At 41.7% G+C, this 22405-nt stretch carries 24 protein-coding genes and 1 tRNA gene; 3 read left to right on the top strand and 22 right to left on the bottom strand.

The features are described 5' to 3' along the window. Positions 1-82: 82 nt before the first annotated feature. From BUC07_RS07340 to BUC07_RS07365, 6 genes are all read right to left on the bottom strand, one after another. A complete protein-coding gene (locus BUC07_RS07340; RefSeq protein ID WP_073167947.1) occupies positions 83-769 on the bottom strand; it encodes an AAA family ATPase in 687 nt (228 codons plus the stop codon). 76 nt (positions 770-845) lie between these two features. After that, positions 846-1097, bottom strand: a complete 252-nt coding sequence (locus tag BUC07_RS07345; RefSeq protein WP_073167949.1) for a BRCT domain-containing protein — start codon at positions 1095-1097, stop codon at positions 846-848. A 308-nt stretch (positions 1098-1405) separates the two neighbouring features. Then, positions 1406-1478 (bottom strand) — tRNA-Lys (locus BUC07_RS07350). A gap of 99 nt (positions 1479-1577) precedes the next feature. Further along, positions 1578-2405 (bottom strand): RraA family protein, encoded by an 828-nt coding sequence (locus BUC07_RS07355; RefSeq protein WP_083578150.1) that lies wholly within the window; start codon positions 2403-2405, stop codon positions 1578-1580. A 45-nt stretch (positions 2406-2450) separates the two neighbouring features. Continuing rightward, complete coding sequence (locus tag BUC07_RS07360; RefSeq protein WP_083578151.1) at positions 2451-2915, bottom strand: hypothetical protein; 465 nt, start codon at positions 2913-2915, stop codon at positions 2451-2453. A gap of 71 nt (positions 2916-2986) precedes the next feature. Beyond that, positions 2987-4420, bottom strand: coding sequence for a redoxin domain-containing protein (locus BUC07_RS07365; RefSeq protein ID WP_073167953.1), 1434 nt, complete (start codon positions 4418-4420; stop codon positions 2987-2989). 89 nt (positions 4421-4509) lie between these two features. On the opposite strand from BUC07_RS07365, the gene BUC07_RS07370 reads away from it, so the two are divergent. Next, on the top strand, positions 4510-5418 hold the full coding sequence (locus tag BUC07_RS07370; RefSeq protein ID WP_073167955.1) for a glycosyltransferase family 2 protein: 909 nt from the start codon (positions 4510-4512) through the stop codon (positions 5416-5418). A 214-nt stretch (positions 5419-5632) separates the two neighbouring features. Here BUC07_RS07370 and BUC07_RS07375 read toward each other — a convergent pair whose 3' ends face one another. The 15 genes from BUC07_RS07375 to BUC07_RS07445 all read right to left on the bottom strand — a co-directional run bounded on the left by BUC07_RS07375 (position 5633) and on the right by BUC07_RS07445 (position 19750). Next, complete coding sequence (locus tag BUC07_RS07375) at positions 5633-6676, bottom strand: hypothetical protein (RefSeq protein WP_073167957.1); 1044 nt, start codon at positions 6674-6676, stop codon at positions 5633-5635. Next, on the bottom strand, positions 6660-7244 hold the full coding sequence (locus tag BUC07_RS07380; RefSeq protein ID WP_073167959.1) for a hypothetical protein: 585 nt from the start codon (positions 7242-7244) through the stop codon (positions 6660-6662). Before BUC07_RS07380 ends, BUC07_RS07375 begins: the two co-directional genes overlap by 17 nt. Before the next feature lie 2 nt (positions 7245-7246). Next, positions 7247-7801, bottom strand: coding sequence for an RNA polymerase sigma factor (locus BUC07_RS07385; protein WP_073167961.1), 555 nt, complete (start codon positions 7799-7801; stop codon positions 7247-7249). Between the two features lie 325 nt (positions 7802-8126). Further along, the gene (gene rsxA, locus BUC07_RS07390) at positions 8127-8699 is read right to left on the bottom strand and encodes an electron transport complex subunit RsxA (RefSeq protein ID WP_073167963.1); all 573 of its coding nucleotides are present in this window, start codon (positions 8697-8699) and stop codon (positions 8127-8129) included. A gap of 11 nt (positions 8700-8710) precedes the next feature. Further along, positions 8711-9295, bottom strand: coding sequence for an RnfABCDGE type electron transport complex subunit E (locus BUC07_RS07395; protein ID WP_073168164.1), 585 nt, complete (start codon positions 9293-9295; stop codon positions 8711-8713). 10 nt (positions 9296-9305) lie between these two features. Beyond that, a complete protein-coding gene (locus BUC07_RS07400) occupies positions 9306-9914 on the bottom strand; it encodes an RnfABCDGE type electron transport complex subunit G (protein ID WP_073167965.1) in 609 nt (202 codons plus the stop codon). Between the two features lie 2 nt (positions 9915-9916). Continuing rightward, positions 9917-10897 (bottom strand): RnfABCDGE type electron transport complex subunit D, encoded by a 981-nt coding sequence (locus BUC07_RS07405; protein WP_073167967.1) that lies wholly within the window; start codon positions 10895-10897, stop codon positions 9917-9919. Between the two features lie 14 nt (positions 10898-10911). Beyond that, complete coding sequence (rsxC, locus tag BUC07_RS07410; protein ID WP_073167969.1) at positions 10912-12243, bottom strand: electron transport complex subunit RsxC; 1332 nt, start codon at positions 12241-12243, stop codon at positions 10912-10914. 8 nt (positions 12244-12251) lie between these two features. Further along, positions 12252-13115 (bottom strand): Fe-S cluster domain-containing protein, encoded by an 864-nt coding sequence (locus tag BUC07_RS07415; RefSeq protein ID WP_073167971.1) that lies wholly within the window; start codon positions 13113-13115, stop codon positions 12252-12254. A 3-nt stretch (positions 13116-13118) separates the two neighbouring features. Beyond that, positions 13119-13508 (bottom strand): SoxR reducing system RseC family protein, encoded by a 390-nt coding sequence (locus BUC07_RS07420; RefSeq protein ID WP_175552488.1) that lies wholly within the window; start codon positions 13506-13508, stop codon positions 13119-13121. 136 nt (positions 13509-13644) lie between these two features. Further along, positions 13645-15552 carry a monovalent cation:proton antiporter-2 (CPA2) family protein gene (locus tag BUC07_RS07425; RefSeq protein ID WP_073167975.1) on the bottom strand — a complete coding sequence of 636 codons (1908 nt, stop codon included), beginning with the start codon at positions 15550-15552 and terminating at the stop codon, positions 13645-13647. A gap of 1 nt (position 15553) precedes the next feature. Then, positions 15554-16141: a glutathione-regulated potassium-efflux system oxidoreductase KefF gene (kefF, locus tag BUC07_RS07430; RefSeq protein ID WP_073167977.1), complete on the bottom strand. Its 588-nt coding sequence runs from the start codon at positions 16139-16141 to the stop codon at positions 15554-15556. A 559-nt stretch (positions 16142-16700) separates the two neighbouring features. After that, entirely contained in the window at positions 16701-18296 is a 1596-nt protein-coding gene (gene lnt, locus BUC07_RS07435) for an apolipoprotein N-acyltransferase (RefSeq protein WP_073167979.1), read from the bottom strand. A 1-nt stretch (position 18297) separates the two neighbouring features. Next, positions 18298-19209 carry a bifunctional metallophosphatase/5'-nucleotidase gene (locus BUC07_RS07440; RefSeq protein ID WP_073167981.1) on the bottom strand — a complete coding sequence of 304 codons (912 nt, stop codon included), beginning with the start codon at positions 19207-19209 and terminating at the stop codon, positions 18298-18300. Beyond that, complete coding sequence (locus BUC07_RS07445) at positions 19202-19750, bottom strand: 5'-nucleotidase C-terminal domain-containing protein (protein ID WP_175552489.1); 549 nt, start codon at positions 19748-19750, stop codon at positions 19202-19204. The genes BUC07_RS07440 and BUC07_RS07445 overlap by 8 nt, the downstream gene beginning before the upstream one ends. Positions 19751-20045: 295 nt before the next feature. Between BUC07_RS07445 and BUC07_RS07450 the strand changes: the two genes are divergently transcribed. Together BUC07_RS07450 and BUC07_RS07455 are read left to right on the top strand one after the other, a co-directional pair. Further along, positions 20046-21089 (top strand): N-acetylmuramoyl-L-alanine amidase family protein, encoded by a 1044-nt coding sequence (locus BUC07_RS07450; protein ID WP_217652661.1) that lies wholly within the window; start codon positions 20046-20048, stop codon positions 21087-21089. 324 nt (positions 21090-21413) lie between these two features. Beyond that, positions 21414-21830: a thiol-disulfide oxidoreductase DCC family protein gene (locus BUC07_RS07455; RefSeq protein WP_073167985.1), complete on the top strand. Its 417-nt coding sequence runs from the start codon at positions 21414-21416 to the stop codon at positions 21828-21830. Here the strand turns inward: BUC07_RS07455 and BUC07_RS07460 are convergent. After that, on the bottom strand, positions 21819-22358 hold the full coding sequence (locus tag BUC07_RS07460) for a DUF4924 family protein (protein ID WP_073167987.1): 540 nt from the start codon (positions 22356-22358) through the stop codon (positions 21819-21821). The genes BUC07_RS07455 and BUC07_RS07460 overlap by 12 nt on opposite strands. Between the last annotated feature and the right edge of the window lie 47 nt (positions 22359-22405).

Consider the following 22405-nt stretch of genomic DNA (forward strand, 5'->3'; position numbering starts at 1 on the left):
CAGACAATGGAATTATTAGTGAATTTTCAACCTGCTAATAACGGAGTTGAACAATGCCTATTAAAAATAAATCGTTAGTTTTTCAGCAAACCCTATTTAGTCCTAATTGTAATGCTCTATTCTCAATCTTATCTATTACACTTTGGAGGTTTCTAAATTCCTCTTTATCAATTTTTTCTTTTGCTTGTCTTAATGCATTAATTATAACATCTTTTTTATCTTCTTTCTCTTTATCGTTAAGTTTATAAAGAGAATAAAGTGGATTGCCTTTATTCCATGAAAAGTGTCTATCGGAATAATCTGAAATCAGAAAAGTATTTAATCTTGCTCTTGACGATGCGCTTATTACAATGCTTCCGTTCCGTTCATTAGAAATAGTCCATACCGGTTCTAAATCTTCTTTTACTTCCAATCTTATAGTCATTGCAGGTTCTGAATCACCTAATTCTAAATCATCGATTAAACCGCCCTTTGCAACATCAATCCCTTGAAGAAAAAAACCAAATCTTTCATGAAAAAAATACTCAGGAAGATCAGTTAATGTTGCCTCAATTATAATAGGCTCAAAAGTATTACAATTATAGAAATCACTATCATAGAATGTAATGTTCCAATTGGATGATAATACATAAGATATTGCTTCAAGTATAGTTGATTTACCCGAATCCCCCCTTCCAATCAGGCAAACGAATTTTTGTTTGTAGAAGAATTGGTCAAATGCTTTTATTCCACGAAAATTCCTTATAGAAAGTTTATAAATAGATGCCATAATATTTAATCTTATTCATTTATCATCCTCAAAAACTCCTCCTCATAAACCAACCGAATATCGCAACCTTGTGCAATTAATTTTTCAATTTTCTTCGTTTTAGAAGGCCCCGGCGCGCGGAGCCTGCAATAACAAAATTAGTTCGTTTGGTAATGGAAGTATCAATATCGGCTCCCAGCTTTTGAATCAAATCGGCATTAACCTTAATTTCCGACAGATTTTCAACACTTAATTTTCTGACTAAAGGAACTTTGTTTTGCTGAATTGAATAATTGACAACAGGAGTAAATAAAAATTCAACATTGGGAATAATTTTGGTTTCAGTCATGATTTTTTGGTAAGTCAAGAAGTTATTAAAAGGTTGATTCGCTTTTTACTTACATGACTATAAAATTATAAAAATCATTTAACAATGAATAATAAATCAGAAGGCATTTTCAATGTGACTCACAACTTTGAAGGGAGTAGCAGAACTTAAATTTTTTCTTTTCAGGGTAGCAAAAGCTTATGCTTGAATATTTAAATCTACCGGGTTTTACGGGTGAGGCATTAAAGTGAATTTCAGGGTAAGCTAAAAACAATAAAAGCCTGAAATTCATTGATTTCAAGCTTTTATAAATTTAGAAACTTTTAAAGTGACTCAGCTGGGTCTCGAACCCAGGACCCCATCCTTAAAAGGGATGTGCTCTACCAACTGAGCTACTGAGTCATCCTTTTGGTGCCCTTTGTTTGTCAAAGGCGGGTGCAAAAGTAATATTTATTTTTTTCCATACAAACCGAGCCGGTATTTTTTACTGAAAAAATTGAATTACTTAACCGTATTGTCCAGTGGCATGCCCAGGCTCTCGTATAAGTTTCTGCGGGCAGCTTTATCTTTTTCAAGAATTTCTTTGCCGTATTGTGCCACTTCTTTTGCTACTTTTCGGGGCACAACCACCACACCGTCGCCATCGGCAACCACCACATCGCCGGGGCAAACCAGCACACCACCAATATCAATCGGGCGGTTTACTGATTCCAGTTCGTTACGGCCGGGACGTATGCCACGGCCTTTCTTACGCAGGTAAAGCGGCACTTTTTGCAGGGCAATTTCGTCGGTGTCACGCGAGCTGGCATCGGTAACAACTCCCACAGCCCCCAGCGATACCCAGTACAGGATATTGTTGGAACCGATGGAGCCAATATCCCGGTCTTCCACGTCATCGAGGACAACCACCGAACCTTCACTGATTACTTCCGCGAAGGCTTCGGATGACCAGGTACTGTAAAAGTTTCCTTCCCAGGCGGCAAAATCTTCATCCGGCTCCGGCCTGTTGGGGCGTTGCGTAGGAACATAGCGGGCAGTTACGGCAATGCCGCGGATAATGTGCGACATGTTTTCGGTATCTACCCAGTCGGGATGTATTTCATGACTTACCAGCCCGGTGTTGGGAAGGCCAACCATGTCCATTCCGTCGGAAACATCGGCCACGCGTAAATTCTCATAGAGTTTCAGGATTTCGTTGTTTTCTTCCAGCGAGTAGGTTGGTGTTTCAATTAAATTCACACCTTTCTCAAGCTGTTCTTTCGATTGCCCGAATGTGGAAATGCAGGCAACCAAAAATACGGCGAGTAAAAAATAGTTTTGTTTCTTCATGGTTTAAAATGATTTAGATGAATTTTGAAATATACTGATTTAATTTTATTCTCCCTGAAAAGGTAAAGATGAATGGTGCAGGTTGATTTTTAATGCCCCGTTTTTCGACCGGAAAAAGCCCAGAGTGAATTCAACTTTTGTTTCTATCCCCTGGTAGTTGGTGAAAAAATAGTTGCCCATTGCAACGGCTTGTTCTTCTCCTAAAATAAACTCTGCATTTTTGAACCGTACCTTTTCCCATGGTTCGAGCGCAAAGCCCTTGTCTTCTGCGAAATCAGGATTTTGGCCAATGAAATAGGAGACAGCGCTTTTCCGGGTTAACCGGAATTGCTTCCGGCTGGCTTTTGTGGGTTTAAACAGCACAGGACCTTCGTGGTAACCATAAAGTTCATCCACCAGCAGCCAGGCTGTTTTTTCGAAATCCTTTTTTTCGCGATAATCCACTCCGAGTTGCACAATTTGGTTGCCCCATTTGTTTTGGGCTTCAAGTATTTCTTCCTGTTTAATCATGAAAATAAAATTTATTGTTGCAAAATATTTAAACTACTGATTAATCAACAAGAGCAGTTTTGTGTCAGTTGTCAATTAAGTTGTCGCTCCATTAGTTTTTTTACCTGGGCAACGGTCATTTTCTTGCCGATAATTTTCTTGTTTTCATCCAGAATATAGAGCCCGGGTGTTTTTCGCGCATCGTATAATATTTTAAAGCGCGAAACATGATGCTCGTCCCACACATTTATCCAGTCGAACAATGCATGTTTGGTTAAAAAATCGCCCCATTCCTTTTTATTATCCATGCTGTAAATGGCAAAAACTTCCAGTCCTTTATCGCTGAATGGCCTGTAAACTTCTTCGTACAGTTCGGGCACAAAAACTTTGCAATGTGAGCAGCCTGGTTCGTAAATCACCACAAGGGTGTATTTTGCATCAATTTCGTGCAGGTTGCGAAATTCGCCGTCAAAAGTTTCCAGGGTAAGGTCGGGAGCGGTTTTGCCAATGAGGTTATTTTCTGCAAAAAGCACGTTCTCGCTGATTTTTTCAATCGATTCGTCTGTAGCCCAAAATGCTTCGCCTGAAAAATAATATTTACGGGCAATGTCAACAAACAAGGCATCCATTCCCATAATGTTGCTGTTGATGCTGCTGTTCAGAAAAAATGAGGTGGCAAACTGAAAAATACGTTTGTGTGGCTTCACTTTTTCAATAAAGTTGAAAACAGGCGGTTTAATCGAATCGTAGTGTTGAAAGAGTACTTTGGTGAACCAGGTCTCCAGCTTATTTTTAAAGAAAGGAGTGTATAAAAAACGTTCGTCGGTATAATCGAAATTATCCCAGAAGTGTTCGCGCTGGTAGTAGTAGCGGGCATTTGTCAGCAGTGAATCGTTGTTTTGGATTTCGGCAGGCAGGGTGGAAATATCGAGTGATGGCACATGATTGGCTTTCACAAATTTAGCCAAAAACCAATCAGGGTGTTCGGTTTCAATTTGCTCCCATTTTGTATGGAGTTGATTTGTCAGCTCCGCTAAATCTTCCTGTAGTTTTTCTTTTTCATTGCCTGTTGCTGATTTGATTTGGTCTCTGACTGCTGCCCCTTTTTGCTGAAGGTTTTGAAGAAAAACCACATAATCGGCAAATGCACCGGTTTCTTCAGCGCCTTCAATTTGCATGGTTTGCGAAGAAAATGAGTTGTTGGAAAGGGTGAATTGCTGATCGGCGCCCAGGAGAAAATCGAAATGGTTATCCTGATCCTGGTAAATTTTATACAATCCCTGCGGAAGCAAAGTGTCGGCGCTGAAAGTTCCCCAGCCGTCACTGTTCATCCGGATGGTTTCAACCGAATAAATGTTCCCCAGGTAATAATTGGCCAGTAATATTTTCTCCCCGGATGCGGAGTCCAGCTTAATTTTAATTTGTGCTTTCTGGCCCGAAACAACCGCGGAAATTAGTGCAAACAGAAACACGAACGTGTTTTTCATTAAAGGCAGTTTTTTAATTATCAGTGCAAAATATTTCATCAAAAATAAAGTTTTAGCTGAAAAGTTGCGATTGTAACCTGTATTTTCGGAATGAATCGGTAAATTTAACCGCACCTAAAATTTTTTCAATGCTGTCAGTAAACATCCCGGTATATAACATCGATGCACGGCCTTTGGTTTTGCAATTGACGGAGCAGGCTAAAAAACTGGATTGCGCTGTTAAAATCAGTGTTTACGATGATGGCTCGGATGAGCAATTCAAAAAAATTAACCGGGAGTTGTGCCGGGTTTCTTTGGTTATTTATAAAGAAATGAGCGAAAACCTGGGGCGCGCTGCCATCCGCAATAAAATGGGGCAGGAGGCTGTTTTTGAGTACCTGCTTTTTATCGATGCCGATTCAACAATTATTTCGGAAAAATACCTTGAGAATTATCTTGAGAAAATTCAAAATGCAGATGTGTTGTGTGGGGGAACGTCCTACCAATCTGATCCGCCGGAGAGTCAGGATGAATTGCTCCGCTGGCTTTACGGAACAAAACGCGAGGCGATTTCGGCAACAAAGCGAAATGAAAAAAAGGGATTTATTATTACCTCCAATAATTTTTTAATAAAAAAGGAGCTTTTTAAAAAGGTGCATTTCAGGGAAAATATTGGGCGCTATGGGCATGAAGATACGCTGCTGGGATACGATTTGTTCCGGCACGGCGTTTTGCCGGTGCATATCCAGAATCCTGTTGAGCATACCGGCCTGGAGGATGCGCGTGCATTTTTGACGAAAACGAAAACCGCGCTCGAGAATCTCCATTTTATTACCCATGAAATATTGAATGAAGCCCCGGAATTCATTCAACAGGTGCATTTTCTCAGCAGGTATGAAAGAATTACAAAGCTGATTCCGGAGTTTGTATTTCGTTTTTTCTATTCCGCTTTTTATGGCCCTATGGAGAAAAATTTAACCGGTAAAAAACCTCGTTTGTTTTGGTTCGATTTGTATAAACTTTGCATTTATTCCACAATAAAAAACCGCGAGTCTTAATTTTACTTTGACAAATTTGGGAACAAAAAACTAACACCGTTCTTTAGAGCGGTGAAAAAGGTAAATCCTCCATTGATGTAGAAATTTTTTCAAAATTTCACGTTGCGTAATACGTTTTTTAAACACCGCCCTAAAGGACGGTGCTGATTTTATAAAAAGTTAAACCTGTCAAAGTTGCCCCGCGACTAAAAAATTACAATTTATTTCTTATTGTTCAGTTCAGTTTTATTTGTCCGTAACGGCTTTTTACAACTACTGTTCCTCCGTTTCCGGTTCCAACTTTTCCTTCAATTGTACGGGTTTGACTTTCGTTCATCCGGTTACCGGTAAAATCGTCTTCAGGATATGAAATTCCGCAGTATTCGCAAGTGGCATCAACCGAATAGGAGGCATTGCCAAGCCCCAGTGAAATCTGCCCATAGCTGTTGGTAATTGAAATGGAATCGAAATTTTTGGCCACTCTGTTCACCCTGATTCCTCCGTAGCCAGCCTCAATGTTCAGGCGCTGCAAAAGTTCGTCGATTTTTATGTGGGTATATTTTGTTTCGCCCGAGAAACTGCCAATTTCTTCAAAATTGAACGTGTCATATTTTGATTCTGTTTCAACAGTGCTGGCTTTTTCCAGGTTAATGACTGTATATTTTGAGTTCAATAGCAGATCATCGGTTTCTCCCAAATTCATGGTGGAGTATTTCACTTCCACATCCAAATCGTTTGAAAGGCTGATGTCGGCTTTTCCATAGGCAAGTGAAACATCCATTGTTCCGTTGGCCGGCGAATTCAGTTCGTTGGCAGTAAAATTTCCATACTGAATATCGAACGTTCCGTTTGCATTCAGCACATTCACCATGGTATTTCCGTATTTGTTGGAAATATCCAGGTTTTTGTCGGTAGGAATGTTCACCAGGTAATCGATACTGAATTCCCTGCGGCTTTTAAAACTATTATCGATGCGGGTTTCAGCCGAAACGGTGCTTCCGCTTTTTGAAAAAACGACGTTAATTTCACTAAGCAGTTCATCAGCCCGCGATTCGTTTGGCGCATCAACGGTAATTACCACGTCGATGGTAACATTGTTCCCACCTTGGTTGGTCACCTTCACTTCGCCAAATTTGTTGTCAATTTTGAGTGTTTCAACGGTACGTGCTGGCCATGACTCGTTGTACTCTTTTGTTTTTTCTTCGGCTAAAGCTGAAGTTCCGGCGGTTAAAAAAACTGCAAGGAATAATACGGTTATAATTCTAAATTTCAGTTTCATGATTTCTATTGTTTTTTTGTTTTACTTCTTCTAATTTGTCCACTATCATATTTATAAGGCTGAGTTTTGTCTGGTAATACTCGAGCATGGCGTTAATTACGCGTTCGTCGTTAGGGTTGGCAGCCAAATCGTTCTGTAGTTTATTATACACGTTTTCAAATTCAGCCAGCTCGGTGTCCATCATTTGTTGTTCTTCTTCGGTAATGAGCCCTTCGGCAGCCATTCGTTCCCACTGGCTCAGTCCGCTGTTTATGGCGTTGGCATAATAAAATTCCACCTCTTCATATTCGTCAGAAACCGATGCAAGACTTACCTGCTCACGGCCAGTGGACTGAATTGGTTGTTCTTTGTCGGGCGAAAACCAAATGATTCCCTGGTTAACGGCCAGGAAAACAAATATGACGGCAGCGGCAACTTTCCACACAACGTTCAGCGAGAAAGTACGTTTTTTGTGCTGCTTTGCCAGTTTTTTCTCAAACCGTTCGAAATGTCCTTCGGGAGGCTCGTTGTCGTTTAACTCCTTCAGGTTTTTCGAAATCAGTTCTTCTATGTAATCTTTTTCTTTCATAATCAATTGTATGAGAACATTTCTTTCCCCTTTAATAATTCCCGTAATTTGCTTTTTGCACGCGAGTACTGCGTTCTTGAAGCTGCGTTGCTTATTCCCAGAATTTCGCTAATCTCGTCGTGATCGTATCCTTCAATGAGGTAAAGGCTCAGTATGGTGCGGTATCCGTCAGGCAGGCATTTAATTGCCTTCTTGATGGTGTTGATATTTATATCTGCCGTTGTATCGCCAAAGTCCGGAACTTCCATTGTCCGTTCGTTTACCTCTTCAAATTTTGCTTTGCGTTTTTTCAAACAATCCAAAGAACGGTTGATCACAATCTTCTTGAGCCAGGCCCCAAAACTTACTTCACCTTTGTAGGTGTCAATTTTATTGAAGGCATTCAAAAAAGCTTCCTGCATCACATCTTCGGCCTCGCATTCATCGTTTACAATTCGCAGGCTTACACTGTACATTGCCTTGTAATATAACTTATAAAGCTGGAATTGTGCTTTCTGACTGCCTTTCCTGCACTGGTCAATTATTTCCTGATGAATATTTTTATACAGTGTTTCCAATTTTTTAGCTGTTTCCGGTTCAATGACGCAAGCTTTTCAGCGATGTTACACCGAGATTGAATTATTTTTTACAAGGTAAAAATATATTGCAAAAGAAGTGATGCAAATTTCTCGAGAAATTTTTTACTTCAAGAAGTGAGGGGAATTTGGGAAACATGTAGTAATTGAATTCAGTCAGTGCTTCTTCCATATCGGAAATGACTGTGGTTTTAAAGCGGAGGCAGCTGTTTCCATGTTCTCAGGAAAAGAGGGACTATCAAACTGAATGAAACTGCATTTTATTCAGTGTTGGTTCACTGAAACGAAGTTGATGATTTTTTCTGAACTATACTAAACCTGAAAATCCCATAAAAGCCATGGCCAGTATTCCTGCAGCAATCAAAGCAATTGGTGTCCCTTTCAGGCCTTTCGGCACATTTTGCAGGTCGAGGTGTTCCCGGATACCCGCAAAAAGCACCAGTGCCAGACCAAATCCAACGGCGTTGGCAATGGCAAAAATTACGCCTTCAACCAGGTTAAAATCTTTTTGAATGGTAAGAATAGCCACACCCAGAATGGCGCAGTTAGTAGTAATGAGCGGGAGAAAAATTCCCAGGGCCTGATATAATGCCGGGCTCACTTTTTTGAGGATAATCTCAACCAGCTGAACCAGCGAGGCAATCACCAGAATGAAAGCGATGGTTTGCAGGAATGCCAGCCCGAAAGCATTGAGGATATAATTCTGAATGAGGTAGGTAACAATAGTTGCCAGCACCATTACAAAAGCCACTGCGCCGGTCATTCCAACCGCGGTTGACAGCCTTTTGGAAACCCCCAGAAAAGGGCAGATTCCCAAAAATTGCATCAATACAATGTTGTTTACAAAAATGGCCCCGATTACAATAACAAGATAATTCATAATTTATCCTCCTAATCTTTTTTAATGCGATTGATGATTGCAATTAAATACCCCAAAACAATGAAAGCTCCCGGCGCAAGCACGAAAAGCAGTGTGACGTAATTTTCAGGATATATGGTAATACTGAATAGCTTTCCGCTTCCCAGCAGTTCCCTGATTCCCCCCAGCAGAACCAGTGCGAAACTAAATCCGAACCCTATACCGAAACCATCAACCACCGACGAAACCAGGTTGTTTTTTGAAGCAAATGCTTCGGCGCGTCCCAAAACAATACAGTTTACTACAATTAGAGGAATGAACAGACCCAGGCTTTGAAAAAGCGATGGGAGATAGGCTTCCATAATTAGTTCTACAATTGTAACAAAGGTGGCTATGATGACTATAAAACTTGGGATTCGTACTTTCTCGGGGATTTGCTTTTTTATGATGGATACCACCATGTTCGACATCACCAGTACAAATGTGGTGGCCAACCCCATTCCCAGTCCGTTAATTGCTGATGAGGTAACCCCAAGAGTGGGGCACATACCCAGCAGCAAAACAAAAACCGGGTTTTCTTTGATAAATCCTTTGGTGAAATTTTTCCACTGATTCATAACCTGTATTTTATTGTCCGGCCGAACCGGTATTTTCAATTCCGTTATTTTTATATGCATCGTAAGCGCGGTTGAGCGCATCCAGAAAAGCCCGCGATGTAATTGTGGATGCTGTAATGGCATCGATATCGCCGCCGTCTTTCGAAACCTCGAAGTGGTGCGATTCGGGATTCTTTCCGATAACACTTTGGCTCGATTTTTCAGTGCTTCGGAACCATTCATTCATTTTGGAGCCCAGGCCCGGGGTTTCGGCATGTTCGAGTACTTCGTATCCTGAGAAATTTCCCGATTGATCAATTCCTGCCATAATGGAGATATAACCACTGAAGCCGTTGTTGGTGAATGTTTTAACGGCATAGCCAACTAATTTGTCCCCGTCGTATGCCGGGAAAATTTCAATGGTATCTTCACTGTTTTCGGCTGCAACTTTATAGGTTTCACCCAGTTCTTCGAAATCGGGCAATACTTTTTCTATGGCTTCGCTCTGGGCTTTTAGTTTTGCCATTTCGATGGCGTCTTTTGTCATGTCGTAAACAAAACCAAGGGCAGCTGCTGCAAAAAAGGTAACCATGAAAAGCGTGATTACCATATTTTTAAAAGATGATTCACGATTTGCCATATCTATTTTCCTCCAAATCGTTTAGGTTTCACATAATTGTTAATAAGTGGCGTAAAGGCATTCATAATAAGAATGGCAAACGAAATTCCCTCGGGGTAAGCGCCAAACAACCGGATGCTGATGGTAATGGCGCCAATTCCCACCCCGTAAATTATTTGTCCGCGTGGTGTCATGGGGGAAGTAACCATGTCGGTAGCCATGAAAATGGCTCCCAGCATAAGCCCACCAGTTAATAAATGATAAACGGGATTAACGTAACTTTGCGGGTCAGCCAGCCAGAATATACCAGCAATTATTGCAACCGAGCCAATAACAGAAACCGGGATGTGCCAGGTGATCACTTTTTTGAACAACATGTACAACCCGCCAATTATCAGCATTAACGCTGAAATTTCTCCCAGCGATCCTGTTGTATTCCCAAGGAGCATATCGGTAGCTGCAGGCATTTCACTAAAAAGTTGCGACACCGGAGTCCCACTGGTAATTCCTTCTTTTATAACAGCGAGCGGGGTGGCTGATGAAACGGCATCGGTTCCTGCTTGCTGGTTAGCGGGCCAGGTGGTCATTTGTACCGGGAAGGAAATCAACAGGAAAACCCTGCCAACCAGTGCCGGGTTGAAAATGTTGTTTCCGAGGCCGCCAAACGATAATTTTCCGATACCCATTGCTGCAACTGCGCCAATAACAATTATCCACCAGGGCAACCCGGCCGGAACGTTAAAAGCCAGCAAAATACCTGTTATCAGTGCCGAACCGTCGTTAATTGACGGTTTAACTTTCATGAGGTATTTCTGAATGAGGTATTCAACCGCAATGCACGCAATTACTGCTATTGCCGTAACACGGAGGGCATCGGCGCCAAAAACAAATACCGACCATATAAGGGCGGGAATCAGGGCAAATACAACCCTGTACATTATTTTCCGCGTGGAATCGTCGGAGTGAATGTGCGGAGAAGGTGATACTGTTAATAAATTGCTCATTCTCGGTTTAAAGTTTATTTTTTTCGTGATCGAATGATTTGTCCTACTTTTCCTTTTCCAAAACGAATGTAATCGAGAAGCGGCAGGCTCGAGGGACATGTGTAGCTGCACGAACCGCACTCGATGCAATCCATAATCCGGTTTTCTTCAGCCCGGTCAAAAACCTGTTTTTCAGAAACCACTTTCAGAAAATAAGGCTCCAACCCCATGGGGCAAACGCTAACGCATCGCGAGCACCGAATGCAGGTGATTGGTTCGTTCCGTTTGGCTTCTTTGTTTTCCATTAAAAGAATTCCGGAAGTTCCTTTTGTGACAGGAACATTGAGCGAAGAAACCGCACGGCCCATCATTGGGCCGCCGCTGATTACCTTGCCGGTATCTTCGGGCAGGCCACCGGCAGCTTCTATCAGTACTTCGGTTGGTGTGCCTATTCGTGCTTTAAAATTGGAAGGCTTGGCCACGTTTTTTCCGGCAACCGTGACTACACGCTCAAAAAGCGGTTTGTTTTTTTGAACGGCTTCATATACTGCAAAGGCAGTACCCACGTTGCTTACAACCGCACCTACTGCAATGGGCAATGCTCCTGAGGGAACTTCTTTCCCGGTAACTGCTTTTATTAATTGTTTTTCGCCGCCTTGCGGATATTTAACTTTTAATGCAGTTACAGAAATGCCTTCAAATGTTTTTGATTTTTCGGTGAGCAGCTGAATGGCATCGGGTTTATTATTTTCAATGCCAATAACTGCTTTTTCAACTTTCAGCGCTTTCATTAACAAGCGGGTGCCGGTTAAAATTTTATCGGCCTTTTCAAGCATCAGCCGGTGGTCGGAAGTGAGATAAGGTTCGCATTCCACACCGTTGATTAACAGCACCTCGGCTTTCATTCCTTTGGGTGGAACCAGTTTTACATGCGTTGGAAAAGTGGCTCCTCCCAGCCCTACAATTCCGGCTTCCTGGATTTTATCGATAATGGCTTTGCCGTCTAAATCAAAATCTTTCACCAATTCTTCAGAGCGGTCAATTTCTTCGACCCATTCATCACCGTCAACATCAATAAAAATACCTTGTTTGGGATATCCGGAACTGTCGGCAGCGAAATCAACTCTTTTAACTTTTCCCGAGACCGAAGCATGAATATTAGTGGAAACAAAACTGCTGCTTTTGGCAATTAATTGTCCTGTTTTCACTAAGTCGCCACGCTTAACTACGGGCGTTGCTGGCGCTCCAATGTGTTGCGCAACCGGAATAAAAACTGATTTCGGAGGCGGCAAAACTTCAATGGCATTGCCTGCTGAAATTTTATTTTCGGGTGGATGTACCCCGCCAAGTTTGAACGTTTTTAACATTCTGGTAGTTATTTTGCTGTACTCACTTCTTTTTCTTCTTTCTTCACTTTCCGTGGAGGGAAATTTTCTTCGATAATGGCGTTGGTTGGGCAAACCGGCACGCATTTGCGGCACAATTTGCATTTGTCTGAATCGATAAATGCCAGGTTGTTTTCAATGGTAATGGCATCGAACGGACACACTTTTTCACATTTTCCACAACCAATACAGGCCACACTGCAGGCTTTACGGGCCACGCCGCCTTTGTCCTGGTTTCGGCAGGAAACCACTACTTTGCGGTCTTTGGGGAATCGTTTCCGCAGCTCGATTAAATCTTTGGGACAGGCATCCACGCAGGCGCCGCAAGCAACACACATATCATCAATAATGCGGGGAACTCCCAGGTCGGGACGCAGTTCAATAGCATCGAAATCGCAGGCATCGTAGCAATCGCCGTATCCCAGGCAACCCCATTGGCAGTCGGTTTCGCCACTGTAAACTGAAGATGCAATGGCACATGTAGTTGCCCCGTCAAACTGATTGGTTTTGGGGCGGTGGTCGCAGGTACCATTACAACGGATATAGGCGGTGCGTGCTTCTTTTTTTACGGCTTCGAGGCCTAAAATTTCAGCCACTTTGTTCATGGTTTCGTTTCCACCAACAGGGCAGTATAAATCGGACAGGTCACCTTCTTTTACACAAGCTTCGGCAAAAGCCCTGCATCCGGCATAACCGCACCCGCCACAGTTTGCAGCGGGCAGTGCTTCTTCCACCTCGTCAATCCGCGGGTCTTCATACACCTTAAATTTTTGGGCTACAAAAAAAAGGATAACCGCAGCGGAGGTGCCTATTGCACTTAGGGTAGCTATTGTATATATAACAGTAATACTCATAAGTTAACTGATTTCTTCCACTTCGAATTTGAAAACTTTTTTTAATATATGACGAAAAAAATATAATGTTGTATAGTATGGAATCAGAATGCCAAGTGCCAGCAAACCGGAAAAAACTTCGTTGCCGGTTATTGAAGAAGCTGTTATGAGTGTTGCAAGAACCAGCAGAAAAGGTAGTAGATAACCGTAAAACAAAGCCTTAAATCCCTGCACTTCTTTTAAAATAACAGTTACTTCCTGTCCGGGAAAATAGCTGTGTCCGTCAGGAGTTATTTCAACTTCTTTTTCCTGAACATCGGCAATTGTGCAAGCTCCCTTAGCGTGGCAGGTTGAACAAGCCGACTGGTTTATAATTGACACCACCAGCGATGAGGCGGTTGCCTCTTTAACCAATGCCTTATGTTTGATAATTGCTTTCGTAATTCAGTTATTTTGCTATTTACAGTTTGCAAATTTATAGTTTTAATTGAACCCAGACATGCCAAAATTCAGTTTTTTCTGCAAATTTCTAATTTAGAAAAGTTCTAATTTATTTCTCCCCTTCGGAGGTCAAACCAGCCTCTTCTTCTCTAATGGACTCTACATCCCAGGCGCAATCGGCATCGTGTATTGAAAATTTTCGTTCAGCCATCAGTGTTTCCGAAACCTGTTCCGAGAACCTGCGGGTTTCCTGTATGAACCGGTTTTTGTCTTCCAGCCAGTGTTCGTAGAGATTCATGAAAACTTCTTCTTCATGATGTTTAAAGAAACGTGCCGAACGGTACGCTTCGTAACGGTTAAACCCAAGATGTTCGAGGGCTTTGGCACCCAGTTCCAGTCCGGAGTTGAAAACTTCGCGCTGTACGGTTTTTACATTGAGTTTCGCAAATTCGAAAGCATGGAAAATATCTTTTGCGCGGGCCAGTATTCTCACATTGGGGTATTTGTCGCGTATGTATTTGGCTACTTTAAGTGAATTGTCGTATTCAGCCATACTTAAAATCATGAGGCGGGCTTTTGCAATTCCGGCTTTTTCAAGAACCTGCGGGCGCGCAACATCACCATAATACAGTTTAAACCCGAACTTGCGCAAAACTTCCACATTTGCCGGGTTGCTGTCAATAATAGTAATTTTAAAATTATTGGCCAACAACAGGCGCCCCACAGCCAACCCAAACCGGCCGAACCCGGCAATTATAATCGGATTGTCTTCAGGTTCAACTTCTTCGTAATCCAGTTTGTTATGCCAACGCTCCAAAATTGGGCTCACCACTTTTTCGTTTAATACAATGAGCAGTGGCGAAAATGCCATTGAAAGTGCAACCACCAGTAAAAGTTGTCCGGCAGTTTTTCCCTCAAAAAGCTGACTTTGTTGCGAAAATGATACCAGCACAAATGCAAATTCGCTTGATTGTGCCAAAAGGAAAGCAAATAAGAATTCGTACCCTTTTTTTAGCCTGAAAAAACGGCCAAGTGCTAATAAAACCAGGAACTTAATAATAATAAGGAGAACAACCAGCCCCAGGATTTTAAACGGATCTTCAATAAACAGCATAAAATTAATACTGGCACCCACCGAGATGAAAAACAAACCTAACAGAAGTCCCTTAAACGGGTCGATGGTGGTTTCCAGTTCATGCCGGTATTCACTGTCGGCCAGCACCACACCTGCAATGAAAGTGCCGAGGGCAGGGGAGAGTCCGATTGCGCTCATGGCCAGTGCAATACCAATTACCAGCAGCAGGGCCATGGCGGTAAATATTTCATGTAAATTGGTTTCGGCAATGTACCGGAAAATGTATTTAGCCACAAACCGGCCAAGGAAAATAATTGCCCCAATAGCTCCAATTATAATGAGTAACTGCACCCACCCCGGAAGCGATGCCACTCCGGTAAGTTGCCCGACCTGCGATTCCTGCAAGCGGGCGGGCCCGTTAAAACTGGCCAGCAAAGGTATTACAGCCAGAAAAGGTACAACTGAAATATCCTGAAATAGCAAAACTGAAAAGGCAGAACGCCCTGCGGTATTTCTGAGCAATCCTTTTTCAGTAAGGGTTTGCAGCACAATTGCTGTTGATGACAGGGCTAAAATTAATCCGATGCCAATTGCTTTGTTCCATTCAAAGTTGAAAAATGAGGCTACAACACTTATAACTATAGTTGTTAGTAAAACCTGCAGCCCACCCAGTCCAAATATCGAGCGTCGCATTTTCCATAACAGTGCGGGTTCCAGTTCAAGGCCAATCAGGAAAAGCATCAGTACCACACCGAATTCAGCAAAATGCATTATTTCACCAGCTTCCTGTCCTACGAGTCCCAGAACGAAAGGCCCGATGATAACGCCGGCCAGTAAATAACCCAAAACGGAAACCATTCCCATTTTTTTGGCCAGTGGAACGGATACCACAGCTGCCAAAAGGTATATTAATGCCTGAAAGAAAAAATCTTCGTTGTACATTTTAGTCGATTAAGTTGTTAAAATACTCTGCCTTTTCCAGGTCAGTTTTCGATAATTTATTGTCGCGTAATAATAACAGAACCTTTTTGTAATTAAGCGCATGTTCCTCAATTTCATCGTTTTTAACGGTATGCGAACCATGTACAATATAAGGCGGCAGGTAGTTCATCCGGCATAAATTGGCCGATTGCCTGAAAGGTACAAGAAACTGGTTCATTGTATAATGGTTGCGTCCTTCGGATGAATAAACCACTTTGCCCCCTCCGGTTGAAATTACCGACAAAACACTTTTCCCTTCCAGTGCCCGGCCGTGCATTCCATACGCAAAGCCATGTTCCAGTACGAGGTCCATCCATTCTTTTAGAAGCGCCGGGGCATTGTACCAGTAAAAAGGATGGTGCCACACAATAATATCGTGTTGAGTCAGAAGTCGCTGCTCTTTTTTTACATCGATAAAAAAATCGGGGTAGTTTTCATATAAATCGTTAAATGTTATGCCATCCAGATTTTTTACTGCGTTAATCAGTTTTTTATTTATGCGCGATTTCTGAAATGCGGGGTGTGCAAATAGTATAAGTATTTTTTTCATAGTTGTGAACTTCCTTATCCGGATATATAAACTTGTTGGGAATAGTACCGTAACGGTTTAGTATAATGCTCAAATTTACATTTTTCAAAAGAATATCGTCTTAATACACTGTTGAAAAAACTCTTCGATGCATTAATTCTTATATATTTATTCGAAGAATCTTTCCAATAATTCCAATAAGCAATCTTTTCATTTAAAGATGTTTAACGCTGGAATGATTCTAAACTTACTTTTTTATTTGCAAATGCCATTGCTTACCGTTAAATTTGAGGTGTAAAAAGAGAGTTCTTTGATTGAGACAAGATATTATCCGCATTGATTCAACTTTTGGTAAACTCAACAGAATATTTTAAACCGAGTTAGCTCAACGGTTGTAAAAACAGGCCTTGTAGTTCCGAGCAATCGGGATGAGTCGAAAGACCGGTGGAAGTTTGAACAACCAGGCGCTCAAATCCTGTCATACAGGGGTTTTACGCAAACGGAATCGATGCGGATTTTTTTTGTAATCCACTTCAACTTTTTTCAAACAAATAGTTGGGGGCGTCTTTTTTTACTGGATTTACTCAGGAAGGAACTTTTTAGTGATCAGGAAAAGCAGGAGCAATCCGCTCATAAACAACGATATTCGTGCAATGTAATCACCATATTTTACGTAGAAAGTAATCTCATTACTGGAATTGAGCGTGCCGTTTATGGCATCTTCCGTCCACCATTCGGTTGTTTGAAGTAAATCGCCACGCTGGTTTATAAAGGCAGAAATTCCTGTATTGGCCGAACGGGCAATGCTTCGGCGCGATTCGATGGCCCTTAGCCGGGCAAACGAAAGGTGTTGTTTGTAACCGGGCGTATTTCGCCACCATCCGTCGTTGGTAATAATTACAATTATCCCGGCACCTTTTTCCACGTATTTTGTAAGGTATTCGCCAAAAATCGATTCGTAACAGATAACCGGCGCCACTTCCCAATTATTTTTTAATTTGAAATTTGTAGGTTCTTCCTGCCGTCCCAGGCTGCCGGTTGTTCCGCCCAGGTCGAAAACCAAATCGCTTAAAAATCCGAGGTATTTCATAAACGGCATTTTTTCAACACCAACTACCAGTATCGATTTGTGATAGGTTTGCTCTTGTCCGTTTTTGCCTATAAAAACAGCTGAATTGAATACGTCGTAAATCATGCCGTTTCTGTGCCTGGCTGTGGAAGTCGCACTTTCGGCATCAGGATATACCTGGCTGGTTGATGCCCCGAATAATAGTTCAGCTTTGGGGAAATTTCGTAACCATTGTTGTAATTGTCTGAACTGATAGTTGTAGGTAATTTGTTCTTCGTTCCAGTCGGGGTAACGTTCAAAAAGTGTTTCGGGGCCAATGACCAAATCGGTTTGATCATCGGTTTGAGTGCTGGCAAGGCGAATGAATTTTTCCAGTTTTTCATTTTCAGCCTCCTGGTCGTACCGCTCGGAGTACGGATCAATATTGGGCTGAACCACAACAATGTTCATCGGATTTTCTTTTTCAGTATAAGAATTGTATGCCGAAACAGAAATGATAACAGGCACCACGAGGAACAAAACGAGGCCGGAAAGCGGATAAAATATTTTCCATACTGAAGCTTTACTGGTTATCAGTTTCAGAACGTTGAACAGCAGAATATTAATGAGTAAAACCCAGAGTGTTCCTCCTAAAACTCCTGTGTATTCGTACCATTGTACCATTTTAATGTTGTTGGCAAAGCCGTTTCCTAAATTCAGCCAGGGCCATTCAATGTCCCAGTGAAAATGAAAATACTCGAAAGAAATCCAGAAAACAATGAGTGACAGAAAAGCTAAGTTTGGTTTAAAACGTCTGAAGGCAACATGAGCCAGCCACCACACTACCGACATTAAAAATGAGTTGGCCACGATGGCCAGAATTGCCCCGGCCATTGTGGCATAAGCAATCCACCATGTTGTTATCCCATTCCAAATCAGGAAAGCAATCAGGGCATGTCCCCAGAACGACACACTTCGGTAGGAGTTTCTGTTGTCAATAAAAAACTGATTGAGAAAAAGCAGAGGAATGAATGCAAAAAACAGGGTCCATCCGGGAAACCCCAGCCATGCGAGACTAAGTAATATACCTGAGGAGGCGGAAAGCCCCAGTCGGAAAATTCGTGACATGTTAGCTTAAATTAGTTGCAAAAACGGTTTCTTTCTTTTTTTTGTTGCGCTCAAAAATAAAATCGATTTGTCCCATTACCAAACCACCCCACCAGGCCTGGTTCACAATTATCGGTTTGCCGGCCTTGTTTTTTGTTTCAATTGGTTGTTCCAGGAAAGTGTGGGTGTGGCCGCCAATAATTAAATCGGTAAGCGAGGTTTCGGCGGCAATTACCATGTCGCTAATTTTATTTCCATTATAACGTAATCCCAAATGCGAGAGGCAGATAACCAAATCACATTTTTTGTCATTTTTCAGAAATGTTTCCATCTCAAGGGCAGTTTTCAGCGGGTTGTTATAAATGGTATTTCCAATATTTGTTGTACTTACCAGATTGCTGAGTGCAATACCCAGTCCGTAAACGCCAATTTTTATGCCCGATTGCCGGAAAATTTTCCAACGTGGGAATTTGCCGGCCAGTATGGTATCAGAAAAATTGTAATTCGAATTAATGAGCGGGAATTTGGCATGGGGCAGCGGCTCCAAGATTCCGTTCAACCCGTTGTCGAACTCGTGATTTCCTATGGTTCCCGCATTGTAGCCGGCTTCACTCATCAATTTAAAAATGAGCTCGCCTTTAAAATAGTTGAAGTAGGGTGTTCCCTGGAACATATCGCCTGCATCGAAAAGTAGCGTGTCCGGATTTTTTTGACGGTAGCTTTTGGCCAGTGCAGCGATTTTGGCCAGTCCTCCGTTCCCTTTATATTGCGGATTGCTGCTTTCAAAAGGTTCAACATGAGTGTGTATGTCGTTGGTATGCAAAATTGAAATTGTGGCAAAGTCATCCCAAGCATACAGATTTTGCGGTAATGCCCCCAGTGTTAATCCGGCTGCACCAATTCCCGTGTTCCTGAGAAAATTTCTTCTATTCATAACTAATCCTCCCGTCGGTTTGAGCGGTAATTATTTTCCCCTTCTCGCTGATACTTTCCAAATGTGAAATAATTATATCCCGGATCAATTTACCGGGTTTGAAATAGTCATCTTTTTGGGTGAAAACATCCAGGTCGTCGCCTCCTTCGGCAACATAGTTGTTGGTAGCCACCCAGTAGTATTTTTCATTTTCAATTTGTTTTTTTCCAATTGTAATATTTTTTGCTTTTCCTTCTGAAATTGAAAAGCGGACACCGCCAACACTCTCACCACCTTTTGAGGCAACTGTGTTCAGGAATTCACGTATTTGATTTCCATTTAGTTTTAAGAACACAAGTTCGTTTTCAAAGGGCATGAGTTCATAAATTTTACCCACGGTAATTTCGCCCTCCGGCAAGTAGGTGCGGATTCCACCATAATTGAAATAAGAAATGTCAGCCATAAAATCTTTTCCTGATTGCTTCAAAACTTTTTGTCCTTCTTCGAGCAGTAAGTCGGCCAGAAAATTGGTGAGCTCGCTTTCCGGTTTTCCTTTTGACATTTCTTTTTTATTTACTGCCAGAACACGAGACATATCTTTTTCCAACAATTTTTTATAGGGCAAATAAATTTGAACCAGTTGACTGTCGGGCTGTATAATACTGTCTGATACAACGACATTGCCCCCGTTTGCATCGGTTTGTATATAGTGAGTTTTGCAGGCTCCAAAGGCAATAAGCCAAGTTATTAACAATGTATAGGTGAAAGATCTTTGCATTATGAAAAAATAATGTTAAAACTTACAATTATTTTAGCATCAAGTTTGTTAGGTAAATGGAACAGTTTAAAAAAATAATATGTTTGGTTCAAACTTACAATTAAAAATAAATTTCAGAATTAAATTCATCGTTTTTTTCGCCGGATTTTTTATTCCGTTTATATTGAATGCGCAACCGCGTGAAGTAGTGGCCAAAAAAGGTGAAGGTGTTTACCGGTTGTTAACGCGAAACGGACTTTCGGCTTCTGAATATATGGATGCTTTTATTGAGCTTAATAAAGGCAGGCTTGGTGAAGACAACATGCTTTTTGCCGGTGCAAAATATATCCTTCCGGATACAGAAATTGATCCAGCCGCTGCTGCAGAAACAACAACATCACCTGTGAAAACGGCCCGGTTCGATATTTTTGGTGAAGATTATGCCGAAGTAGAAATACTTGACGACAAACTGGACGGTGCAATTTATTATCTGGTTGCCGGGCACGGTGGCCCCGATCCCGGAGCAGTTGGCTATTACAATAACCGGATGTTGTGTGAGGATGAATATGCTTATGATGTAACGCTGCGACTGGCCAGAGAGTTGATTGAATACGGTGCCACAGTTTATATGATTACCCGCGACCAGAATGACGGCATTCGGGATGAAAGCTATTTAAAGCCGGATAAAGATGAACGGTGTTACCCTAATCAGGTAATTCCGATAAACCAACTGAGAAGGTTGAGGCAACGTACCGATGCAGTAAATAATTTGTATCGGAAAAACAGGGGAGCATTTCAGCGCATGATTGCCATTCACGTTGATGCACGCAGTCACGGAGAGAATATTGATGTGTTTTTTTACCATGACAGGCGCAGTACTAACGGCGAAAAAGCCAGCAGAACACTTCAAAACAAATTTCAGGAAAAATACGACACACATCAGCCGGGCAGGGGATATCATGGCACAGTTTCTCCACGCGCACTTTATGTAGTGAGAAATACCTACCCCGTTGCGGTTTATATTGAACTGGGGAACATTAACCATTTTCGTGATCAGCAACGCTTTATACTGCCAAATAACCGGCAGGCACTCGCCAACTGGCTGACCGAAGGGTTGCTGGATGATTTTGATAATAACAAATAGCAGCTTTCATGCATTTTCAGGTATCTTTCTGAAGTTCTCATTACACACGACTTTAACCAGTATGATTTTCGAAGATTTTTAAAAACGAAAAGTTCTTTATAAAGTGCATTTGGTGTGCTTTTCTTATAAAAATATTTACCAAGATTGCTTTTTCTTTAAATATTTTTTGCAAAATCTTTGGTATAATTCCATCTTAGTTTTATATTTGTAATGCAATACGTCCTGTATTGCTTGTGTGTTTGGGGGTTAACATTAATAAAGGACAGCTGTTGAGCTGTCCTTTTCTCTTTTAAACCCTTTCCTTTGTTTACCGTTATTAGTTAAATGAGTTTACATCCCATAATTTTATTCGATGGTGTTTGCAATTTGTGCAACCACACAGTTGATTTTGTCATACGCAGAAAACATGGCGGGCAATTTCGTTTTGTTGCGCTCCAGTCGGAAACGGGTGAAAAACTCCGGCAACATTTCAGCGTCCCCGCAGATACTGATTCAGTAGTATTGATTTACAATGAGAATGTATATTTTGAATCGGATGCGATTTTGAAAACAGCCTGGCTGCTTTCTTATCCCTGGCGGCTGGCGGTTCTGTTTAAAATAATCCCCTTAAGATGGAGAAACAAATTATACCGTTGGATTGCCTCAAACCGCTACAAATGGTTTGGGAAAAGGGAAACCTGCCGGATTCCTACTGTTGCCGAACGCAGGCAGTTCCCGGCTTGGGATGATTTAAAACTCTAAATCGCCCTTTTCGTAATCTCTGAAAAGTTTTGAAAGGTGGGCCAGCCAATGGCTCAATCGTTTTACGGCTTCTGCCGTTTCGTCCGTAATTTCTTTTTGCTGAATTTTCAACATCAGGTAGCCGTAAATCCCGTCAATTGCAACTTGCACATCCATGGTTGCCTGTGGGTTTTTTTGTTTCAACTCGTTAAGCAAACCTGCCACTGCCTGGTAAATGGAAATATAAATGCTGTCTGCTTTTGTTTCCATCAGGCGTAAATGAAACTCGTTTAACTCTCCCAGCAAATTGGTAACAAACTGCAGGTGCCCTTTTTTTTGAATGCCTTCCTTTTCCATCATCACCACCAGGTTTTCATACCAGTCCGAAATTTCTTCTGACGTTTTTTTGTCGGCCTGATATTTTGTAACCAGTTTGTCATTAATCAGGTTCATATCGAGGTGAAAAGCACGGATTAAATCCTCAACCTGATAGAGGTATAAAATGTATTCGGCAATATTTTCTTTTCTTTTTTTCTGAGCTATGAGCATTATTGATTATGGCGTTTAATGTTGTTGAAACAGATGTCGTTAAAAAT

This window comes from Tangfeifania diversioriginum (genome assembly GCF_900141875.1).
GTDB classification, from domain to species: Bacteria; Bacteroidota; Bacteroidia; order Bacteroidales; family Prolixibacteraceae; genus Tangfeifania; species Tangfeifania diversioriginum.

Bases quoted from the DNA above. Each gene is read 5' to 3' on its own strand.
- lnt (WP_073167979.1), bottom strand. From the start codon at position 18,296: ATGTCACGAATTTTCCGACTGGGGCTTTCCGCCTCCTCAGGTATATTA.
- BUC07_RS07440 (WP_073167981.1), bottom strand. From the start codon at position 19,209: ATGAATAGAAGAAATTTTCTCAGGAACACGGGAATTGGTGCAGCCGGA.
- BUC07_RS07405 (WP_073167967.1), bottom strand. From the start codon at position 10,897: ATGAGCAATTTATTAACAGTATCACCTTCTCCGCACATTCACTCCGAC.
- BUC07_RS07395 (WP_073168164.1), bottom strand. From the start codon at position 9,295: ATGAATCAGTGGAAAAATTTCACCAAAGGATTTATCAAAGAAAACCCG.
- kefF (WP_073167977.1), bottom strand. From the start codon at position 16,141: ATGAAAAAAATACTTATACTATTTGCACACCCCGCATTTCAGAAATCG.
- BUC07_RS07340 (WP_073167947.1), bottom strand. From the start codon at position 769: ATGGCATCTATTTATAAACTTTCTATAAGGAATTTTCGTGGAATAAAA.
- BUC07_RS07365 (WP_073167953.1), bottom strand. From the start codon at position 4,420: ATGAAATATTTTGCACTGATAATTAAAAAACTGCCTTTAATGAAAAAC.
- BUC07_RS07425 (WP_073167975.1), bottom strand. From the start codon at position 15,552: ATGTACAACGAAGATTTTTTCTTTCAGGCATTAATATACCTTTTGGCA.
- BUC07_RS07415 (WP_073167971.1), bottom strand. From the start codon at position 13,115: ATGAGTATTACTGTTATATATACAATAGCTACCCTAAGTGCAATAGGC.
- rsxC (WP_073167969.1), bottom strand. From the start codon at position 12,243: ATGTTAAAAACGTTCAAACTTGGCGGGGTACATCCACCCGAAAATAAA.
- BUC07_RS07345 (WP_073167949.1), bottom strand. From the start codon at position 1,097: ATGACTGAAACCAAAATTATTCCCAATGTTGAATTTTTATTTACTCCT.
- BUC07_RS07380 (WP_073167959.1), bottom strand. From the start codon at position 7,244: ATGAAAGAAAAAGATTACATAGAAGAACTGATTTCGAAAAACCTGAAG.
- BUC07_RS07460 (WP_073167987.1), bottom strand. From the start codon at position 22,358: ATGCTCATAGCTCAGAAAAAAAGAAAAGAAAATATTGCCGAATACATT.
- BUC07_RS07455 (WP_073167985.1), top strand. From the start codon at position 21,414: ATGAGTTTACATCCCATAATTTTATTCGATGGTGTTTGCAATTTGTGC.
- BUC07_RS07360 (WP_083578151.1), bottom strand. From the start codon at position 2,915: ATGATTAAACAGGAAGAAATACTTGAAGCCCAAAACAAATGGGGCAAC.
- BUC07_RS07450 (WP_217652661.1), top strand. From the start codon at position 20,046: ATGTTTGGTTCAAACTTACAATTAAAAATAAATTTCAGAATTAAATTC.
- BUC07_RS07400 (WP_073167965.1), bottom strand. From the start codon at position 9,914: ATGGCAAATCGTGAATCATCTTTTAAAAATATGGTAATCACGCTTTTC.
- BUC07_RS07370 (WP_073167955.1), top strand. From the start codon at position 4,510: ATGCTGTCAGTAAACATCCCGGTATATAACATCGATGCACGGCCTTTG.
- BUC07_RS07445 (WP_175552489.1), bottom strand. From the start codon at position 19,750: ATGTCAAAAGGAAAACCGGAAAGCGAGCTCACCAATTTTCTGGCCGAC.
- rsxA (WP_073167963.1), bottom strand. From the start codon at position 8,699: ATGAATTATCTTGTTATTGTAATCGGGGCCATTTTTGTAAACAACATT.
- BUC07_RS07375 (WP_073167957.1), bottom strand. From the start codon at position 6,676: ATGAAACTGAAATTTAGAATTATAACCGTATTATTCCTTGCAGTTTTT.
- BUC07_RS07355 (WP_083578150.1), bottom strand. From the start codon at position 2,405: ATGAAGAAACAAAACTATTTTTTACTCGCCGTATTTTTGGTTGCCTGC.